The organism is Nitrosopumilus sp. b3, assembly GCF_014078525.1.
GTDB lineage: Archaea > Thermoproteota > Nitrososphaeria > Nitrososphaerales > Nitrosopumilaceae > Nitrosopumilus.
Map to the genome: position 1 here is coordinate 237359 of NZ_MU078696.1, position 18270 is coordinate 255628.

Annotated in this window: 21 protein-coding genes and 1 tRNA gene; 7 read left to right on the forward strand and 15 right to left on the reverse strand. The window is 33.8% G+C overall.

What is annotated here, in order from left to right; translation table 11 throughout:
- Genes gltX through C6990_RS07520 form a run of 8 tightly spaced genes read right to left on the reverse strand, consistent with a single transcriptional unit; the run spans window position 1 to window position 7189 of the window.
- On the reverse strand, window positions 1–1710 hold the full coding sequence (gene gltX / locus C6990_RS07485; protein WP_182129993.1) for a glutamate--tRNA ligase: 1710 nt from the start codon (window positions 1708–1710) through the stop codon (window positions 1–3).
- Between the two features lie 20 nt (window positions 1711–1730).
- Entirely contained in the window at window positions 1731–2711 is a 981-nt protein-coding gene (locus tag C6990_RS07490; RefSeq protein ID WP_182129995.1) for a polyprenyl synthetase family protein, read from the reverse strand.
- Entirely contained in the window at window positions 2698–3348 is a 651-nt protein-coding gene (gene idi / locus C6990_RS07495; RefSeq protein ID WP_182129997.1) for an isopentenyl-diphosphate Delta-isomerase, read from the reverse strand. The genes C6990_RS07490 and idi overlap by 14 nt, the downstream gene beginning before the upstream one ends.
- 1 nt (window position 3349) lies before the next feature.
- Entirely contained in the window at window positions 3350–4093 is a 744-nt protein-coding gene (locus C6990_RS07500) for an isopentenyl phosphate kinase (protein WP_182129999.1), read from the reverse strand.
- Window positions 4094–4116: 23 nt separating this feature from the next.
- Entirely contained in the window at window positions 4117–5058 is a 942-nt protein-coding gene (mvk, locus tag C6990_RS07505) for a mevalonate kinase (RefSeq protein ID WP_182130001.1), read from the reverse strand.
- Window positions 5059–5081: 23 nt separating this feature from the next.
- Window positions 5082–5705 (reverse strand): 30S ribosomal protein S2, encoded by a 624-nt coding sequence (rpsB, locus tag C6990_RS07510; RefSeq protein ID WP_182130003.1) that lies wholly within the window; start codon window positions 5703–5705, stop codon window positions 5082–5084.
- A gap of 7 nt (window positions 5706–5712) precedes the next feature.
- Window positions 5713–6951: a phosphopyruvate hydratase gene (locus C6990_RS07515; RefSeq protein WP_182130005.1), complete on the reverse strand. Its 1239-nt coding sequence runs from the start codon at window positions 6949–6951 to the stop codon at window positions 5713–5715.
- A gap of 1 nt (window position 6952) precedes the next feature.
- Window positions 6953–7189, reverse strand: coding sequence for a DNA-directed RNA polymerase subunit N (locus C6990_RS07520; protein ID WP_179372099.1), 237 nt, complete (start codon window positions 7187–7189; stop codon window positions 6953–6955).
- A gap of 52 nt (window positions 7190–7241) precedes the next feature.
- Here C6990_RS07520 and C6990_RS07525 point away from each other — a divergent pair.
- Window positions 7242–7326: transfer RNA gene (locus C6990_RS07525), tRNA-Leu, on the forward strand.
- 14 nt (window positions 7327–7340) lie between these two features.
- Here C6990_RS07525 and C6990_RS07530 read toward each other — a convergent pair.
- Complete coding sequence (locus C6990_RS07530) at window positions 7341–7955, reverse strand: translin family protein (RefSeq protein ID WP_182130007.1); 615 nt, start codon at window positions 7953–7955, stop codon at window positions 7341–7343.
- 73 nt (window positions 7956–8028) lie between these two features.
- On the opposite strand from C6990_RS07530, the gene C6990_RS07535 reads away from it, so the two are divergent.
- The 3 genes from C6990_RS07535 to cobT are packed head-to-tail and all read left to right on the forward strand — an operon-like array spanning window position 8029 to window position 10353.
- Window positions 8029–8676 carry an NAD(P)H-hydrate epimerase gene (locus C6990_RS07535; protein ID WP_182130009.1) on the forward strand — a complete coding sequence of 216 codons (648 nt, stop codon included), beginning with the start codon at window positions 8029–8031 and terminating at the stop codon, window positions 8674–8676.
- Complete coding sequence (locus C6990_RS07540) at window positions 8673–9281, forward strand: hydroxyacylglutathione hydrolase family protein (RefSeq protein WP_182130011.1); 609 nt, start codon at window positions 8673–8675, stop codon at window positions 9279–9281. Before C6990_RS07535 ends, C6990_RS07540 begins: the two co-directional genes overlap by 4 nt.
- Before the next feature lie 7 nt (window positions 9282–9288).
- Window positions 9289–10353 carry a nicotinate mononucleotide-dependent phosphoribosyltransferase CobT gene (cobT, locus tag C6990_RS07545; RefSeq protein ID WP_182130013.1) on the forward strand — a complete coding sequence of 355 codons (1065 nt, stop codon included), beginning with the start codon at window positions 9289–9291 and terminating at the stop codon, window positions 10351–10353.
- Here cobT and glmS read toward each other — a convergent pair.
- From glmS to C6990_RS07565, 4 genes are all read right to left on the reverse strand, one after another.
- The gene (gene glmS, locus C6990_RS07550; RefSeq protein ID WP_182130015.1) at window positions 10340–12100 is read right to left on the reverse strand and encodes a glutamine--fructose-6-phosphate transaminase (isomerizing); all 1761 of its coding nucleotides are present in this window, start codon (window positions 12098–12100) and stop codon (window positions 10340–10342) included. The two genes, cobT and glmS, sit on opposite strands and share 14 nt — an antisense overlap.
- 50 nt (window positions 12101–12150) lie before the next feature.
- Entirely contained in the window at window positions 12151–12756 is a 606-nt protein-coding gene (locus C6990_RS07555) for a 30S ribosomal protein S4 (protein WP_182130017.1), read from the reverse strand.
- 9 nt (window positions 12757–12765) lie between these two features.
- A complete protein-coding gene (locus C6990_RS07560; RefSeq protein ID WP_182130020.1) occupies window positions 12766–13314 on the reverse strand; it encodes a 30S ribosomal protein S13 in 549 nt (182 codons plus the stop codon).
- A gap of 121 nt (window positions 13315–13435) precedes the next feature.
- Window positions 13436–13588, reverse strand: coding sequence for a hypothetical protein (locus tag C6990_RS07565; protein WP_182130022.1), 153 nt, complete (start codon window positions 13586–13588; stop codon window positions 13436–13438).
- 87 nt (window positions 13589–13675) lie between these two features.
- On the opposite strand from C6990_RS07565, the gene C6990_RS07570 reads away from it, so the two are divergent.
- Entirely contained in the window at window positions 13676–13987 is a 312-nt protein-coding gene (locus C6990_RS07570) for a hypothetical protein (protein WP_182130024.1), read from the forward strand.
- On the opposite strand, the gene C6990_RS07575 is transcribed toward C6990_RS07570, so the two are convergent.
- The gene (locus C6990_RS07575) at window positions 13979–14482 is read right to left on the reverse strand and encodes a hypothetical protein (RefSeq protein ID WP_182130027.1); all 504 of its coding nucleotides are present in this window, start codon (window positions 14480–14482) and stop codon (window positions 13979–13981) included. The genes C6990_RS07570 and C6990_RS07575 overlap by 9 nt on opposite strands.
- Before the next feature lie 160 nt (window positions 14483–14642).
- Between C6990_RS07575 and C6990_RS07580 the strand changes: the two genes are divergently transcribed.
- Entirely contained in the window at window positions 14643–15668 is a 1026-nt protein-coding gene (locus tag C6990_RS07580; RefSeq protein ID WP_182130029.1) for a multicopper oxidase domain-containing protein, read from the forward strand.
- Window positions 15658–16833, forward strand: coding sequence for a ZIP family metal transporter (locus C6990_RS07585; RefSeq protein WP_182130031.1), 1176 nt, complete (start codon window positions 15658–15660; stop codon window positions 16831–16833). Before C6990_RS07580 ends, C6990_RS07585 begins: the two co-directional genes overlap by 11 nt.
- Here C6990_RS07585 and C6990_RS07590 read toward each other — a convergent pair.
- Complete coding sequence (locus tag C6990_RS07590; protein ID WP_182130033.1) at window positions 16830–18182, reverse strand: cation diffusion facilitator family transporter; 1353 nt, start codon at window positions 18180–18182, stop codon at window positions 16830–16832. The two genes, C6990_RS07585 and C6990_RS07590, sit on opposite strands and share 4 nt — an antisense overlap.
- Window positions 18183–18270: the final 88 nt, after the last annotated feature.

Below are 18270 nucleotides of genomic sequence, written 5' to 3' on the forward strand. Positions count from 1 at the left end.
TCACTTGTGTGTAAAGATTGCTTGATTCTGTGAATCTTTCCTACAATATCCAAATCTAACAAATTGAATTTCTTCACCTTCTTTTAATTGTAGATAATATGGTTCTGTGTAGACATCTATTTCCTCTAAACTATCTTCATTAAATTCTTCTTCAATAAACAACATCTTTGGTATGATCATTTTAATTTGATGAGCGGTTTTTTGTGGAACCCATTGAATTTTTGCAATTTCTTTTGTATCTTCATCATTGGTTAACTCTCCTTCAAATTCATCCCCGATTTTTTTAATTAGTATGTTGCCTAATCCTAATAGTCTTACTCTTGCTCCTTCTTTGAAATCCTTAGCATCCTCTCCAGAAATATAGAATTTTTCATCTATCTCAATTTTTCTTTTTCCCTTGTCATTAATTGGATGATTTGGAATTTCTACTGATGAAATTGATAGGTTTCTTACTAGCAGTTTTTTTGCATCACTTACCATGAATAGTCTAATACTTTGGGCATCTACAAATTTTCGATTAAATGCTTCAAGAGAATCAAAAGGAGCAAGAGTATTTGCTTTTGTTAATCCCAATGACATGATGAATTTTCTAATTGCTTCAGGTTTTATTCCTCTTCTTCTTAGTGCCTCAAGAGTTGGTAATCTTGGATCGTCATACCATGAAACCTTGCCTTCTTCAATCAATGGCTTGATGATTCTTTTTGAAATAGGCATCCCTTTGAACTCTAATCTTGAGAAAAAGCCTTGCTGGGGTTTACGCATTTTTAGTGTATCTAATATCTCATCAATCAATTCCTTTCTAAGTTCAAATTCTTTTGAACGAAATGCATGGGTAACACCATCAATACTGTCTTCGATTGCTACTGCCATATCATAGCTAGGCCAAACTCTAAATTTTTCGCCTAATGTGTAATGTTTCTCATCGATGATCCTGAATAATACTGGATCTCTCATTACTGCATTATCTGCTTTCATATCCCCTCTGAATCTAACAATGGCTTCACCTGCTTTGTATTTTGAATTCATTTTTTCCCAATTCTTATGATTTTTACCAATGTCACTCATACTGCATTTACAGGATTTTCTTTCTCTTCGATTCTTACTGATGTCTTCTCTTTTGCAGGTACAAATGTAGGCTTTTCCCAAATTTATTAATTCCAAACCTTTTTCATAAAATATTTCCATATCATCTGAAGTATTTTTTACCAAATCAAATTCAATACCTAACCATTCCAACCCAACTTTTATAGCTGCATGATATTCCATTCTCTCTGCTTCAGGATTGGTGTCATCCATTCTTAGAATGAATTTTCCACCATACATCTTTGCATATTCAGAATTAATTATTGCAGCTTTTGCATGTCCTATATGTGGATATCCATTAGGTTCTGGTGGGAATCTTGTGATAACTTTGCCCTGAATTGCATCTTTTAATTCTGGCAATCCTTCTCTTCCCTCAATTTTTTCTTTTGGGACTAAAAGTTCTGGAAAATTTTCATTGATTTCTTTTTCTTGCTCTTCAGGTGATAACTGATTAATTAAATTGACAATTTCCGAGATATCTTTTGCAATCTCTTTTACTTTGGTTCGATATTCTGGCTTTGTTCCAAGAATTTTTCCTAAAATTATTTTGTCCTGAGTTTTCCCTCCGTGCTCAAATGCGTTTTGAAGTGATAATTTTCTAACTTCTTTTCTTAATTCTTCATCCATGACAGTTTTCCTTTTTGCAACTATACACTTCTTTTAACTACAAAATCCAACAATGATATGAGTTCTATTTTGGCAGGTCCTGAGTATCTTGATAGTGATTTTTCAGCTTTATCTGCATATTTTAGTGCCTGTTTTCTTACATTTTCTTCGATATTTAGCGAACGAATTACCTCTACCGCCTTATTTAGATCATTTTTTGAAACTTTAGAATTTCCAAATGCTTTTAAAATTATTTTTTTGTCTTTTCCTTTTGCTGACTTTATTGCCATTAAAATTGGAAGTGATTTCTTACCTTCTCTGAGATCATTCCCTACAGGTTTTTTTGTAATCTTTGGATCTCCCATCACTCCGATTAGATCATCTGTTATTTGAAATGCTATCCCTAAATTTCTTCCAAATGAGGACAGATTTGATATGTCACTAGCTTTGTTTGTTGCACATATTGCCCCCATTGCACATGAAACATCAAACAATGCTGCTGTTTTTTTGCTGACCATTGTAATATAATCTGCCTGTGTTGGAATTCTTCCCTCTTCTGCCATTTTAACATCAAGTAATTGCCCCTCACAGACATCTACACATCCTTTTGCAAGTCTCGAAACTAACTGGGTAATGGCAATAGGTGATAATTTGGAATCTGAAATAACTTGGAATGCTTTTGAAAATAAGACATCTCCTGCAAGAATTGCAATTGGCATTCCAAATTTTTTGTGTACTGTAGGGACACCGTGACGCATTTCATCATTGTCCATGATATCATCGTGAACTAATGTAAAGTTGTGAACCATTTCTACTGCACTGGCAGCCGGCATTGCATTGGAACTTTTCCCCCCTAAAATCTGACAACTTCTAATTACCATGTAAGGTCTAAGTCTTTTTCCTCCATTTACAATTAGATGTCCTGCTGCATCATAGAGTTTTTTTGGATTTCCTTTTAGTTTTGATTTAAGATATTTGTTAACTGTGATGGCATTTTTTTCAATTTGTTTAGTTTTTTTCATTTACTAATCTCCATTTTTCCTTTGGTAAATGAACCTTGATTGCTTTTTGCAATCCTTCATGGATTTCATTACTCATCCATGTTGATAAAATATCTGAATACTTTTCAAGCATAGGTTGTTCGGATTTCTCAAGTAATTCTAATGCTATTAGCATCCATGGACAATAATTTTGTGGGTTTGTGTTTAGTTCTGAGATAAGTTCTCTTGCTGAAATCCATTTTATTTCATCTATTTCACCATCAATTTCTTTTAACTCTGTCGATTTGTCAATTATCCCAACTAATGTCCCACAAATTTCATTTTCTGAGCCTACATCTTTGTATGGAACATGATACTCAAATTTATGAAGATAGTCTAGCTTTCCAGTAATTCCTAATTCTTCAGGCATTCTCCTTTCCCCAGATGAGACATATGTCTCTGATTCTCTTGGATGACTTGCAAATGTTCCGTCCCAATCATTTGGCCAGAGCATCTTTTCTTTTGCACGTCTTGTAAGAACAAGCCTTCCATCTTTATCGAATAATAATGCTGTAAATGCTCTGTGAAGTTTTCCGTTTGGCAAGTGACACTTTACTTTCTCTTCAGTACCTATTGGGTTGTCTTTTTCATCTACTAAAATCACTAATTCTTCAGACATTTCATTTACTCCTAAACAATGTACCTTCAAATTTCCTATTTTTAACCGCTTTTACAATTCTTTCAGGATTGTTTCCATTCACAAAGAATACATTCACTCCCATTCTCGAAATTTTTGTTGCTTCCTCAACTTTTCTTGTCATCCCGCCAGTTACATCCATCTTGTTTTCTGAAATTGACGGATGTTCTCCCTTTAATTCATAAATTAATTTTTTAGATTTTAGATCTGAATACAACCCATCTTCGTTTAATGCAAAAATACAGAGTCGAGGCTTTAGTATTTTTGCTAGATGAGTCATAATTTTATCTCCTGATAAAATGAAAGTTTTACCCTGTCCGTACCATAGAGCATCTCCATATGTCACTGGAATTAATTTTGATTTAGAAATTTTTTCAATCTCTTTGATTTTTTTAATTATTGGTTTGTTTCCTGACATGAAATCAGTTGGTGGCAAACAATATGGATTTAGTTTATTTTCTAACATTGAATCTAAAATTATTTTGTTTAATTCTATCATTGAATTTTTAACAATTGCAACACCTTTTGGATCATACTTTTTCTCTTTGGTATGCATATCATATTTAACAGACCAATAATGTCCATAAGAGCCACCCCCATGAACAATTACTATTGGTTCGCTGATCTTCTTTAAACTCTTTGTAAGATTATCGATTGTTTTTTTCCTAGGTGATAACGGTTTTTCCTTGTTTGTGATGATGGAACCTCCTAATTTTATTAGAATCATGATGTTCGAAATTATTTAGTCAATTAAAAAGTATGCAGTCCTACGAAATCGATTTTTACTGAAAAACAATCATACTTTTTCTCTTCGAATTGTTTAATGGTTTTATCTAAATTCGATTCATCTGCTAATGCAAAAATACAGCCTCCTCCACCTGCACCTGTGATTTTTGCCCCATAAGAAACACTATTTCCTGTTTTGATCATGTCTCTTAATTTGTCGTTTGATACTCCTATTTTTTCAAGATATGCTTGATTTTGAATTACTTTGTTTCCAATTTCTTTGATGTTGTTTTCTTTAATTTCTTTTAAGGCCTCTCCGACTAATTTTGATTCATTGTTACATAATGTGGCAAATTCCACCTCGTTTTTTTCTTTAAATTCATTTACTTTTGCAACTACAGATTTCGTTGAATGCTCGATGTTTGAATTTGCAATGACTAAATGAAAATTAGGTTTAGATTCAATCTTGATGAATCCTTTTTCTTTATCATATTCCATTATCCCACCATATGTGCATACAGTACAATCTGCACCTGATGTATCCTGAAAAATTGTTTTTTCAGCTTCAATCGCAAGTTTTAAAATTTCTTCTTTGCTTGCATTTGAAAATAGTCTGGAAATTGCCGCAGCTCCTGCAACACAACAAGCAGATGATGAACCCAAACCTACTCCTAATGGAATATTTGATTCTACTATGATTTTAATTCCTGTATCGTGATTTTTTATTATTTTATTTGCTAAAAAATAAAATGGTTTTAGTGGGGAGTTAATTTCTGAAAGTGGTATATTTTTTTCTAGCTCTAGATTGCCAATGTTGGATTTAATGGAAATTTTTTTCTCTTTAGTTTTTTCTGCAGTAACTGTAATTCTTTTATCAATTGCACACAGAATAGATTTGACTCCATATACTACAAAATGCTCTCCAAAAAGAATAACTTTTCCTGGTACAGAAGCTCTAGATTTCAAGTGAATTCTAAATTCTGATTGAATTACTCGATTTCCTCTTCGGTAATCTTTGTTTCAAAATCATCAATTTCATATTTCATTGATTCATCTTCTTTGAGCTCTCCTCTTTCAATTAGTACCTGACGTACAAGTAACCAGTAAACTGTGGCAAGAGCTTTTCTTCCTCTATTATTTGCAGGAATTATTACGTCCAGATTAGATGTAATGTTATCCGTATTTGCAATTCCTATGATTGGAATTCCTGCATTGGTTGCTTCAATGATAGCTTGCTCATCAACTTGAGGATCTGAAATTAACACTAATTTTGGCTCAATGTAATATGGTAATGAGGGATTTGTCAATGTTCCTGGCATAAATCTTCCAAGGAGCTTCTTTGAATTTAACATCTCACAGAATTTTTCAATTGGCGTTTCTGCATATTGTCTGCCTGAACATACTATGAGATTATCTGCTCCTAATCTATTGATGAATTTGGCTGCAGTTTTGATTTTCTCTAATGTGATGTCTAAATCAAGCATGTAAAGTCCTTCAGGACTGGCTTTGGTGATAAATGGTCTCATGAATTTTGTCTTTACTTGAGTTCCTACCCTGATTCCAGTAGCTAGGATCTTCTTCTTAATGTCAGTTGTTTCTGCTTGTTGGCTCATGACGATTTTAAATCTCTACCATACCGCGTATTAAATCATGCTCTGAGAGGCGTAATAATTCATTTAATTTTGCCACTCTTTCTCCACCTACTACCCCTACTTTGAGCATTTTTGACTTTGTAGCAAGACCGATGTGGGAAATTTGTGAGTCAGTAGATTCACCCGATCTATGAGATGTGATTAGTTTGATATTATTTTGATTTGCAACACTGGCAAATTCAAATGCATCATAAAGGCTACCTGCTTGATTGACTTTTAGGATAGCAGCATTACATGATTTTAAGCCAATTGCTTTTGTTAGAATGTCTTTGTTAGTTACTGTCAAATCATCACCTGTAACTAATGTGTCTGGGAACTTTGCTGTTAATTCTGCCATGTCTTCAAATGCTTCTTCATGCACTGCATCTTCTGCATAAATTAATTTGAACTTCTCAATAATACCTGCTGCAAAATCTATCTGTTCTCCTGAAGAATTTTCAAACCCTGCTCTATCATAAACATATTTTCCTTTTTCTTCATTCCATTGGGTAGATGATGCAAAATCTACTCCTAATGATATTTCTTTTCCTAATGTGAATCCTAAATTTTCACAAGCTTTTGCAGAAACTTCTAATGCTTTTATATTTTCTAGTTTTGGTGCCCATCCTCCTTCATCTCCTCGTCCATTTGTAAAATGAGGATCTTCTTTTTCTAAAACACTACGTAATTCTTTATGAACTAACAAATTTGTTTCAATTGCATCTTCAATTGTTTTTGAACCGTTAGCACAAATTAAAATCTCTTGAATATCTGGTGTTCCAGGACCTGCATGTGCTCCACCTCCTAAAATATTACCTATTGGAAATGGAAATTTGAATGATGATTCTGATGATAATATCTGAAACAATTCCTGACCAGAGGCTTTTGATGCTGATTCCATTGATGCAATTGTTACTGCAAAAGCTAATGCTCCACCTATGTTTGCATAATTCGTAGAATCATCCAAACTTTTCAGCGTATTGTGAATTTCTTTTAGATCTGATGATTCTAACCCAATGAATTTTTTAGCATTTTCTTTTAGAATTTTTAGACTTTCTTCTGGTTTTCCATTAGGAAAACTTACTGCTTCATATTTTCCTACACTTGCACCTGAAGGTGCACATACTCTACCTAGAAACTTTCCTTCAGATTCTACGTCAACTTCAATAGTTTTTGTACCTCTACTGTTGTATAGAATACGTCCTTCAATTGAGGATATTTTGGCCAAGTTATTCTAACTCAGATTGAACTTCTTGTTTTCTTCTCTGAATTGCTTCATAAAATGGAATTACTTGTTGAATTGTTTCTACAGTTGTCAAAAGCATTCTTCTGCAACAATATCGTTCAATTCCTAAAGAATCCAGAGTTTTCACTGGATCTTCTCCTGCTTTAATTTTATTTTGATAATCTTCAAACTTGTCTGCAACTAAATTTCCGCAAGTAAAACATCTAACAGGTATTAACATACGAACGAAAAAGTAATCAAGGATTATAAAAACCATGCAAGGCACTTCCTTTGCGGGCGTCGCCCAGCCTGGCCAAAGGCGCTAGCTTGAGGGGCTAGTCTCTCAGGAGTTCGTGGGTTCAAATCCCATCGCCCGCACTAGAATTTTAAAATTATTTTTCTAGTTTTTGTAAAGTTTTGATTAATTCACTACGCCTTTTTTCTTCTGTAATTGCAGATCTGACATCATCAACTAGAATTCTATTGACGTCTATTTTTCTTCTAGCCTCTTTGACTACTTTATCATACAACGAAAAAGTGTACAAATTCAGATACAAATTCTCCATAACATCAAAAATTCTAGTGGCGTCATCTATTTCTCCAATTCGAATCTTGTCAAATACCATTCTTTTTAGTTCTCCAACACAATCAAGCAATCCAAGAACATATGATTCTGGCATTACTGATAATTTCTTATCAGAAGGAATCTCTTTTTTCTCAACAATCGCAATTAGACTTGCTGCTTCTACAAATTCTTGCTCTGGTGTAATTAGATATCTTTCAAGTCCACTGGTTGCTTTTTTCTTGTATTTTTTTAAGAGAATATCTGCCTGTTTTAGATTATTTTTCCCTGTCTTAAGATCTCCTTTGTGAACCGCGATAATTGATTTGCTACAGAGAATAATAATCTCTCTTGTATTTTTTAACAAAAATTCTCTTGAATCCTGAATTACACCTAAGGATTTTGAAATTTTGTTTAGTGATGTTTTTACATTCTTTAAAGTCATGGTGAAAATATCTTAAAACTAGGATAAAGCCGTTTGCTAAACTCTTATTTTGGATATAATTTTCATTTACTGTATGGAAATTACTGTGGACCAAATGTATCAAATTGAAAACAAAGGTCATGATATGGGCTTTTTAAAAAAATTCATGATGGAAAATGCCGGTGCTGCTTCTGTACGTAGACTGGTTGAGAAACTCGGGAATGTAGAATCTAAAAATATTTTGATTTTTGTAGGATTGGGAAATAATGGTGGTGATGGCTTGGTGATGGCAAGACACTTGGCAGGTTACAATGTTAAAGTAACTGTAATGCTTCTTGGTACTCCTGAGAAAATCAAAACTGAAGAAAGCAACTGGAACTGGTCCATATTACAAAAAATGCCATCTGTGAAACTAATGACCGGAGATTCTTTGAATTTTGATTTCAAACCAGACGTGATAGTAGATGGAATTTTGGGAACTGGTATTATAGGAGAAATTAGAGAACCATATGCATCTGCAATAAATTATATCAATGAAACAGACTGTTACAAATTTGCAGTTGATGTCCCATCTGGATTAGATCCTCAAACAGGTGAGACTGCAAACATTTGTACCAAATGTAACATGACAGTTACCTTTCATAAAATGAAGCAAGGGATTCCAAAGAGAAAAGATTTGACAGGTGAATTGTTTGTAGAAAAAATTGGAATTCCGCCAGAAGCTGAAGAGGGTATCTTATGAAAGTCCACCAAATCCAAGTTGGAAATATGCAAAATTTTACTTACATTGTAGAAGATGAAGATACAAGTGAAGCAATAATTATTGATCCCTCTTGGGAACTAATGGAATTAGAAATGATCATAAAAAAAAATGATCTAAAAATAAAATACATTGTAAATACTCATCATCATTTTGATCATACTTTGGGAAATGAAGCAATATCTGCATCAACCAAAGCCCCAATAATCCAACATGAATATTCAGAATTAAAGCATGACATTGCTGTAAAAGATGGTGATTTTATAGAATTTGGCAATTCAAAATTAAAAGTACTTCATACCCCTGGTCATTCTAAAGATAGTATCTGTCTTGTAGGTGATGGCAAAATTTTTTCAGGTGATACATTATTTGTTGGAAATTGTGGACGAATTGATTTACCCGGAGGGAGTGCAAAGGATCTGTATCATAGTCTGTTTGACGTTTTGTATTCATTAGATGATAACTTGGTGATGTATTCGGGTCATAATTATGGTCCTTCTGAAGTATCAACTCTTGGACAAGAGAAGATCACAAATCATGTAATGCAAAAACGCACTGAACAACAATTTGTTGAAATGATGGGATAGTGATTTCTTGGAAAATTTTGAACTGCATGGGAATATAGATCAAGCCAATGATTTTATTGACACTATGAAATCAGGTAGATTTCTTTTTTCATTCGTTTTATCCTATACTGAAACTTGTGAAATTCCAGGAATTACTTTTGCTGGGGCTGATATGAATTCTATCCAATTTACTCCACCAGCTGATGCTGAATACCTTCATTATGGATATTGTAAAACTATTGATAAAATCCCTATGACTCCAGATGGAAAACCTACACCTGGATTACTTACCAAAACTGCATTAGAATCTTCTAGCATTCCACATTTGACAATTAATGCTGGAAGTAAGGTTTTGCCCCAATTGCCTTTTATTGAGTCTGGCTTGTCATTTGGAAAAAATATTTCTGTAAGTGATGCTATGACTGATTCCCAAGTAACTCATGCTGTGGATTATGGTAGAATTGTTGGTAGGAGTTTGGCATCACTTTCAGATTGCCTTGTGATTGGTGAGAGTATTCCTGGAGGAACTACAACTGCATTGGCAGTGTTGAGAGGATTAGGTTTTGATGCTAAAGTAAGCTCTAGCATCCCAAACAATCCTGTAGATTTGAAAAATCAAATTGCTAATTCTGCACTTGAAAGAATTGATTCTGAACATCCCTACAGTATTGTTGCAAAAGTAGGTGATCCTATGATTCCTTTTGTTGCTGGGATGTTAAGTTCTGCAGCTGATGTTTCAAAGGTAATGCTTGCTGGAGGAACACAGATGCTAGCAGTATTGGCATTTGCATCAAAAATTGGATTCAATGAAGAAAATACTGTAATTGGGACCACTTCATACATAACAAATGACAAAAGTGCAAATTTTACTAGTTTAGTTGAAAAAATTGCAAACATTGCTTCAATCTCTGTCAATCCTGGTTTAGAAAATTCCCGATATTCTGGTCTTAGGGCATTTTCAGAAGGTTTTGCAAAAGAAGGTGTTGGAGCTGGGGGAAGTATTATTTCCTCCATGATTAAAACTGGAAATGATTCTACAAAATATTTGGATTTAGCAGAAAAAGAGTATCATCGATTATTTACTTCACTGTAACTGATTTTGCCAAATTTCTAGGATAATCTGGATCTGTGTCCTTTTCGAGTGCTGCATAATATGATAGCAGTTGGATGGGAATTATTTCTGAAATTGGATACATTGATTCTTCTACTTTGGAAATCTCTATCCAATAATCATATACGTCGCTTTCTACATCTGAAATCCCGATAATTTTTGCTCCTCTAGCCTTAATTTCCCTTGCACTAGTTAGGGTATCCGAATATGTTGAGTCATTTGGATTGATGATTAAAACAAAAACACTTTCATCCATAAGTGCAAGCGGCCCGTGTTTTAATTCCCCTCCAGGAATTCCTTCTGCATGAATGTATGTAAGCTCTTTTAATTTCAATGCTGCTTCTATGGCAATTGGATAATGTACTCCTCTTCCCAGAACATAAATGTCTGAAATATTTTTTAATTTTTGGGCCACTATCTGAATTCTTATTGGCTTGTCCAATGTTTTTGAAACCGATTCTGAAATCTTGTTAAAATCTATCTTTATTTCATCATTAGTTAGTTTCTCTACTATTTTGTAAATTATTACGAGTTGTGCTGTGAAACTCTTTGTCGCTGCAACTCCTATTTCTGGTCCACAATTCATTCCAATAACTACATCTGCTTCTCTAGCAAGCGATGATGTTAGCAGATTTACAATAGATATGATTTTACACTTTGCTTTTTTAGCAATCTTCACTGCTTCTAATACGTCTGCACTCTCTCCACTCTGAGAAATTGCAATTAATATTGAATTTTCCTCAATACTGTCTGGTGAAAACTGAAGTTCACTTGACATGATTGGTTCTACTTTGATTTTGGCATATTTTGAGAACATTTGTTTTGCAATTAATGCTGAATTGTAACTTGTACCGCTACCTGTAATGTAGATATTTTTTGAATGTCTTAGATAATCTGCAGTTTTTTCAATTGCATCAGCAGTTTTTTCTCCTGCCTTCAAAATTGTTTCAGGTTGTTCATAAATTTCTTTTAACGTAAAGTGTGCATAATCTCCTTTATACGCATCTCCAAATTCTTTTGATACTTTGGTAATTCCATATTTTGCATGATTTCCCTCAAAATCTAAAATTTGAAATTTATCCTTGTCTAAAATTACAAAATTTCCATTTTCCATGTAAATGGCATCATCTGTATATTCAATAAATCCTAGAACGTCACTTGATAAAAAGAAATCATCTTTTCCAACTCCGATTATTAACGGTTCATGATATCTTGCTGCTGCAAGCTGACCGTTTTCAAACATTGCAACAAAAGCATAATGCCCTTTAATTTCTGAAACTGTTTTAACAATCGTTTCTTTGACATCTCCTGTTAACTCATAATTTTTTTGAAGCAAGTTAGCAATTATTTCACTATCTGTTTCACTTTTGAAACTATATCCATCCTTTTCTAATTGCAGTTTTAATTCCTCAAAATTTTCTATAATTCCATTATGTACTATTGCAATTTTTCCAGAATTACTTGGATGAGGGTGAGCATTTGTATCTGTTACTTTGCCATGTGTTGCCCACCTAGTATGGCCAATGCCAATTTTTCCTGGCAATATGTCTAATTGAATTTTTGAATTTACCTCATCGACTTTTCCAATGCCCTTCTTTAATTCAATTTTGTTCTCTGATTCTGTTGCAACTCCAACACTATCGTATCCACGATATTCCATTCTTTTTAATCCCTTTACGAGAATAGGGGCAGCGCTAATCTTTCCATAATATCCTATAATTGAACACATGTTATTCTCTCAGATATTGGGGTTATTTACTGATAAGCCTATTTTTTTGATTATTCTGTTGAAGAACTTTCATCTTTTGGTGTTTCTTCAGAAGCAGCCTCTACAGTTTCTTCAGAAGCAGCCTCTACAGTTTCTTCAGAAGGTTCTTTAGATTTTGTATTCTCTAACATTTCTGGAATCTTTGATTCTGGTGTGAAATGAATACTGTCTTCCTCAGCAACTGTTACTGTGTATGATGGGATGTCTACCTTTCTTTCTCCAATCATAATGTGTCCGTGAATAACTGCCTGTCTTGCTTGATATGGTGTTTTAAATCCAAATTTTTTTGTTACAATGGTTTGTAATCTACGTGAAAGTAAATCATTAGCGTTCAGATTGAGTACATCGTCTAATGTAGCACCACTGCTAACTAACCCAATCCTTGCAAGTGATTGCATCAAAATTGGTTCTTTTTCTTCCCTAATCTCTTGTCTTAATGCAAGCAACGATCTTGCTTGATGTCTTACACGTGATAATTCTGTATGTGCTTTCCATAGTTCTCTTTTTGTTCTTAATCCAAATGTACCAAGAGTTTTGAGCTCTTCCATTTTTAATTCATAATTAAGTGGTCTTTTTGGTTTTCTCCAAACTCTACGTGGGTATTTTGGATCTCCCATTCAAAACACCTACTCTTTTTTCTCCGCTGCCGGAACTGCTGCTTCTGCTGCCGGAGCTGCTGCTTCTGCTGCCGGAGCTCCTGCACTTCCCTTCTTTACTGGTGCTGCCATTCCTCCTTTTGCAACTCCCACAGCTCCACCTTTTCTACCTGATGTTCTAGTTCTTTGACCTCTTACTTTTAGGCCACTAAGGTGACGATAACCTCTCCAGCTTGCAGTTATTCTTTCTCTTTCAATATCGTTTCTTAATGTAAATGGAATATCTGATGTAAGTAAATGCAAATCAGCTCCTGTCTCAATGTCTTTTCTTCTATTGAGGAACCATGTTGGGAAATTTCCTCCAATAGGATCTGTGATCAATTTTTCAATTGCTTGAACATTTTCTTCAGTGAGATTTCCGATGTTAGAATTTGTGTCGATCTTTAATGTGTCTAGAATTGCTGTGGCAAAATTATACCCAATTCCTTTAATCTGAGTCAACCCTACAAGCATTTTTCGCTCTCCTGGGATATCATTACCCACAATCCTTACAATGTGTCTATATTCTTGAGTACTCAAGTATTCAAAAATTCAAAGAAACCCCGATAAAAACCATGCTAGGCACCAAATTGAATGATTTTTGAATATTTTCAGGTGAATCTAAATTTCAAGACCTTTTTTGGTAAATTTTTTACACAAATTATCTAAAGTCTTCATCCTCTGTCCAATCATTACCCTGAACATTCCATAAATTACATTTACAGCATTTTTTGATTCCTCGCTGAGCGTCAATATCTATACAAAAACAATGCTCACCTTTGCCTGATGGATCTTGACTACATAACCTCTGCATAATATTATGAAAACCCCTTTTTCTTAATTATCTTATTGGAATAGAAATTCCAAAAGTTAATAATTTCTAATTTCCATATTTATGCAAATGAGTAATTCTTTTGATAAAGAAAAAGTTGTGGATTGTATGTTTGATCCTGTCACTTCTTCAATATTGGCAGAGCTTGAAGATGGTCCCAAAGAATGTTCATTTTTGGCACAAAAATCTTCTATTTCTGAAAATGACGTCCTTGATAGGCTTTCATATTTAATTGAGCATGAATTTATTTTCAAAAATCCAAATGATGGAAATTACTTACTTTCAGCTAATTCTGAGAAACTCAATGGCATAATTGAAAATGGTGATAATTTTGATGCTACAATTAGCGGTCTTGAAAAAATGGATAGTTACCTAAACTGATCTTTTTCTGTTTCTAATACCTAGAATTCCAACTACTGCTAATCCAATCATTCCAGCAACAATCACATATACTGGAATAAAACCAAGAACTTTCTTTCCCGAATCCGGTAACGGTCCAATTGCTCCAAAAACTTGAGATTCTTCATTACTATTGCTTTGAATAATCAATTTGTAAATTCCTGTCTCTAAAACTTCAAATTCTTCTTCAATAGTTTCATCATTAATTTGGTGTGAAACTATTCCAATATCCAATGGATCCAATATTTTTACAGAAAATGTATTTTCTTGAAAATCTATTATCTGAACTGCGAAAACACCGATGGGAGTTGTCTGTGAATCAAAATTATTGGAAATTGAAAGTACTTGTTCAGAACTAACTTTGCCATTATTTTGAATAATCCCTTCAAGAATGGCTTGATTTCCTAATACTAGTAGAAATAACCCTATGATGATTAGAACTCCGGAACCAATTACTATCATTCCCGATTTCTGCACAAAACCTATTTGGTTTTCTTTAGTTTAAACCTAATTTTTCTACAAATCTGGATGAATTGAGCATAAAAAGTTAGACTAGACTAAAAAAGTTAGCTCAGGTTAAATTTAAATAAAGAATTTAATAAATCAACTCATCCTGAATATCACTCGTTCTCAAACTATGTTTTTAGCAATTACCTTCTTCATTGGGATCTCTATAATCATGATCTTCCCAATTATGTCTCAAGCTCAATCTGAGGAAAAAACTTTTGTCACACATACTGGTGCTGTAGTAAAAACTTCTGGAGAGATAATTGATCCTCTTTACGTTGTATCTACTGTTGAATTTGATCCAATGAACTATTTACGTGATTTCAATTATGGTCGAGTTTCAGAATTATCTGATGGTACAACCTTGAGAGAATACACAATAATTGCAGAAGATGACAAAATAATGGAGGTCTCCTCAGGAGTATTCTATAATGTTTGGACTTTTAATGGAACTGTCCCTGGCCCTACAATTAGGGCTACTGAAGGGGATCTTCTTAAAATAAAATTCATCAACAATGGTCAAAAAGAACATACAATCCACTTCCATGGAATTCATCCTGCAGGAATGGATGGTGTCTTTGAACCTGTAGGTGGAAATGGGGGACAGTTTGTTTATGAGTTTACTGCAGGTCCTGTAGGAGTTCACCCGTATCATTGCCACGTAATGCCTTTAGAAGAGCACATAGTGCATGGGCTTTATGGTGTGTTTATTGTTGATCCTAAAGAAGAACGACAACCAGCAGATGAAATGGTTATGGTTCTTAATGGATTGGATACTGACTTTGATACTGAAAATAATTTCTATGCTGCAAATACTATTCCATTTTATTATCAGCATCACCCTATTCAAATTAACACAAATGAATTAATTCGAATCTATGTAGTCAACATGGTTGAATTTGATCCAATAAATAATTTCCATCTGCATGGAAATTTGTATAAGTATTATCCAACAGGAACTGATCTTGTACCTTCATTTTACACTGATATGATTACTCTGTCCCAAACTGAGCGTGGAATTATGGAATTTGAATATCAATATCCTGGAAAATATCTATTCCATGCTCATAAAGTTGAATTCTCTGAAAAGGGTTGGGTTGGAATTTTTTTGGCTAAAGAGAATCTGGATACTCAGGAAGTAAATTATGGAAGTTGAAAATTATTCAAAATTGAAAGTTGTTGCTAGTGGAGTTATTCCATTTGCCTTTCTAATTATCTTAATACTGTATATTTTTGGGCCAGGCGCAAGTTTACTTGATCTTGGAATTCCTTTACCCGAAATTACTATTGAACGAGTAAGTTTCATTGATTCTGAAATCCAAGCTACGGTTAGGAATACTGGCCCAATTCCAGTTGAAATAGTAATGGCTGATGTTAATGATAGAATTCAACCTGCTGCAGTAGAGCCTGATAGATTTCTTGAAAGATATGAAACCACACTAGTACGAATTCCTTTTGAATGGAATGAAGCAGAACCATACATTATTGGAATAACCATCGAGGATGGAACAAGATTTGAGAAAAAAATCGAAGCTGCTGCATTTGCACTTGAACCCTCTATTGATCTTGTTGTATTTTTTGCAATAATTGGAACATATGTTGGAATTATTCCTGTAATGATAGGTCTACTCTGGCTTCCATTCATTAAAAAAATTAGCAAGCAAAAATATTATTTCTTTTTGGCTTTAACTATTGGATTGCTGCTCTTCTTGGCAATTGATTCGATTGAAGAAGCATTGGAAGTTTCAAATGAGAATCTGGCTAAAAGCTTCAATGGTTCATTACTTGTTGCAACTGTTGTGGTCTTATCTTTTCTTGGATTGTATTATTCTGGAAATAAACTTGTCAAAAAAGCTGATTCGTCCAAACTTGCTAAACCAGTTGCAATTGCATTAATGATTTCTATTGGAATTGGATTGCACAATTTTGGTGAAGGCCTTGCCATAGGGGCCTCAGTTGGCTTAGGTTCTATTGCTTTTAGTACATTTTTGATTGTAGGTTTTGCCTTGCATAATACTACTGAAGGGATTGCAATTGCAGCTCCTATGTCAAAAGGAAAATTGATGATTGGCAAGCTTGCTGCATTGGGTATTATCGCTGGATCTCCTGCAATTTTTGGTGCCTGGGTTGGAGGATTTGCATACTCCCCATTTTCATCTGTAATATTTCTGGCAATTGGGGCTGGTGCAATATTTCAGGTAATTTTTGTCATCATGAAATGGATTCGAGAAGAAAATGAGAATAATATGTCTAGTTTTTCAGTTGTGTCTGGGATTGCCATGGGAATGATAGTCATGTATCTAACTGGTATTCTGGTTTAGACAGGTTCTGGATGTATTGTAATTACTGAATTCTTTATTTTTGTCCTGATTTCATGCTCTATCTCTGAAATCAAATCATGAACTTTTTCAATTGATAGTTTTCTATCAAAGGAACAATCGATATCAATTTTTAGAATATTCTCAAAATTTAAAGAGACTATCCTTCCGATTTTTTTAATTTCTGAATATTTCTCTAGTATTCTTTTAATTTGATTTTCAGTAATTTTATCCTCCAAGTTCAAATTTTCTGGTATTTTAACAAAAGGCTCTAGATGAATTGTAGCGTGCACTATCTCTGGAATATTTTTTTGAATCTCTTCTTCAATAATTTCAGAAATTTTATGAGCAGATAAAAGATTCATTTCTCTGTCTACCATTACATGTAAATTTGAAAATGTTTTTCCTTTGGATTTATGTGTGCTTACATTGTGAACTTCTTCTACTCCTTCAACTCCTTTTGCAATTTCTTGAATTTTTGCATCTAGGGGAACATCTTGCCAATTAGGTTCAAAATGTATAGTAATTGTTGAATTTGATATTTTATTTTTTATGTTGGCCTCAACATTGTTGCTTATTTCATGCGCTTTATCAAAACTTGTATCTCCTCTCAATGAGATTGTAATATCTGCAAAAATTGTCTCACCTGATCTTCTCATCAAAATTGGATCTGCATTAATTACGCCATCCGTAGACATTGCAATTTCTTTTACATTCTTTACAAGTTCTGGTGAAATAATGTCAGTTAAATCAAGTGCAGTTTTGTAGACTAATTTGATGCTGAGTATGGCTAACAATCCACCAAGTATTAGCGCTGCCACAAAGTCTCCGAAATATAATCCGTATGAAACAAGAACTATTCCAATTATTGCAACTAGAGTAGACCCAAGATCCATAAAGGCGTGATAGAAATCTGCTTTGAGAGTAGCCCCGCCAATTTTTTTAATTGATTTCCTTAAAAGACCAATTCTGAAAATATCAATACCAATTGTGTATAACCCCGCAGTGATTGCAAATAATCCTGGTAATATTGTTGGGGGTGGACTTTGTAATCTATGAATTGATTCGTAAATAAAAAAACACGCAATCAAAAAAATTGCTATTCCTCCAATCATGCCTCCCAACGATTCGATTTTTCCATGTCCATAGGTGTGCTCTGCATCAGCTGGCTTCATTGCCATTCTTGCAGCTAAAAGTAAGACCAAGGTTACCACACTATCCAATAATGCATGAATGCCATCTGTAATTAGGGCTAGACTATTTGAGATTAAACCAAAAATCAATTCTACTAAAAATGCCGAAAATATAGCTAACAATGAAATTTGTAATACTTTGGTCCTTTGCACAAACATTTTCTTATTTTTTAATAATTCTAATCATGTATTACAAGTTTCTAAGAATAAAAGATACGACAACATTATTTGTGATAAAGTGATTTTT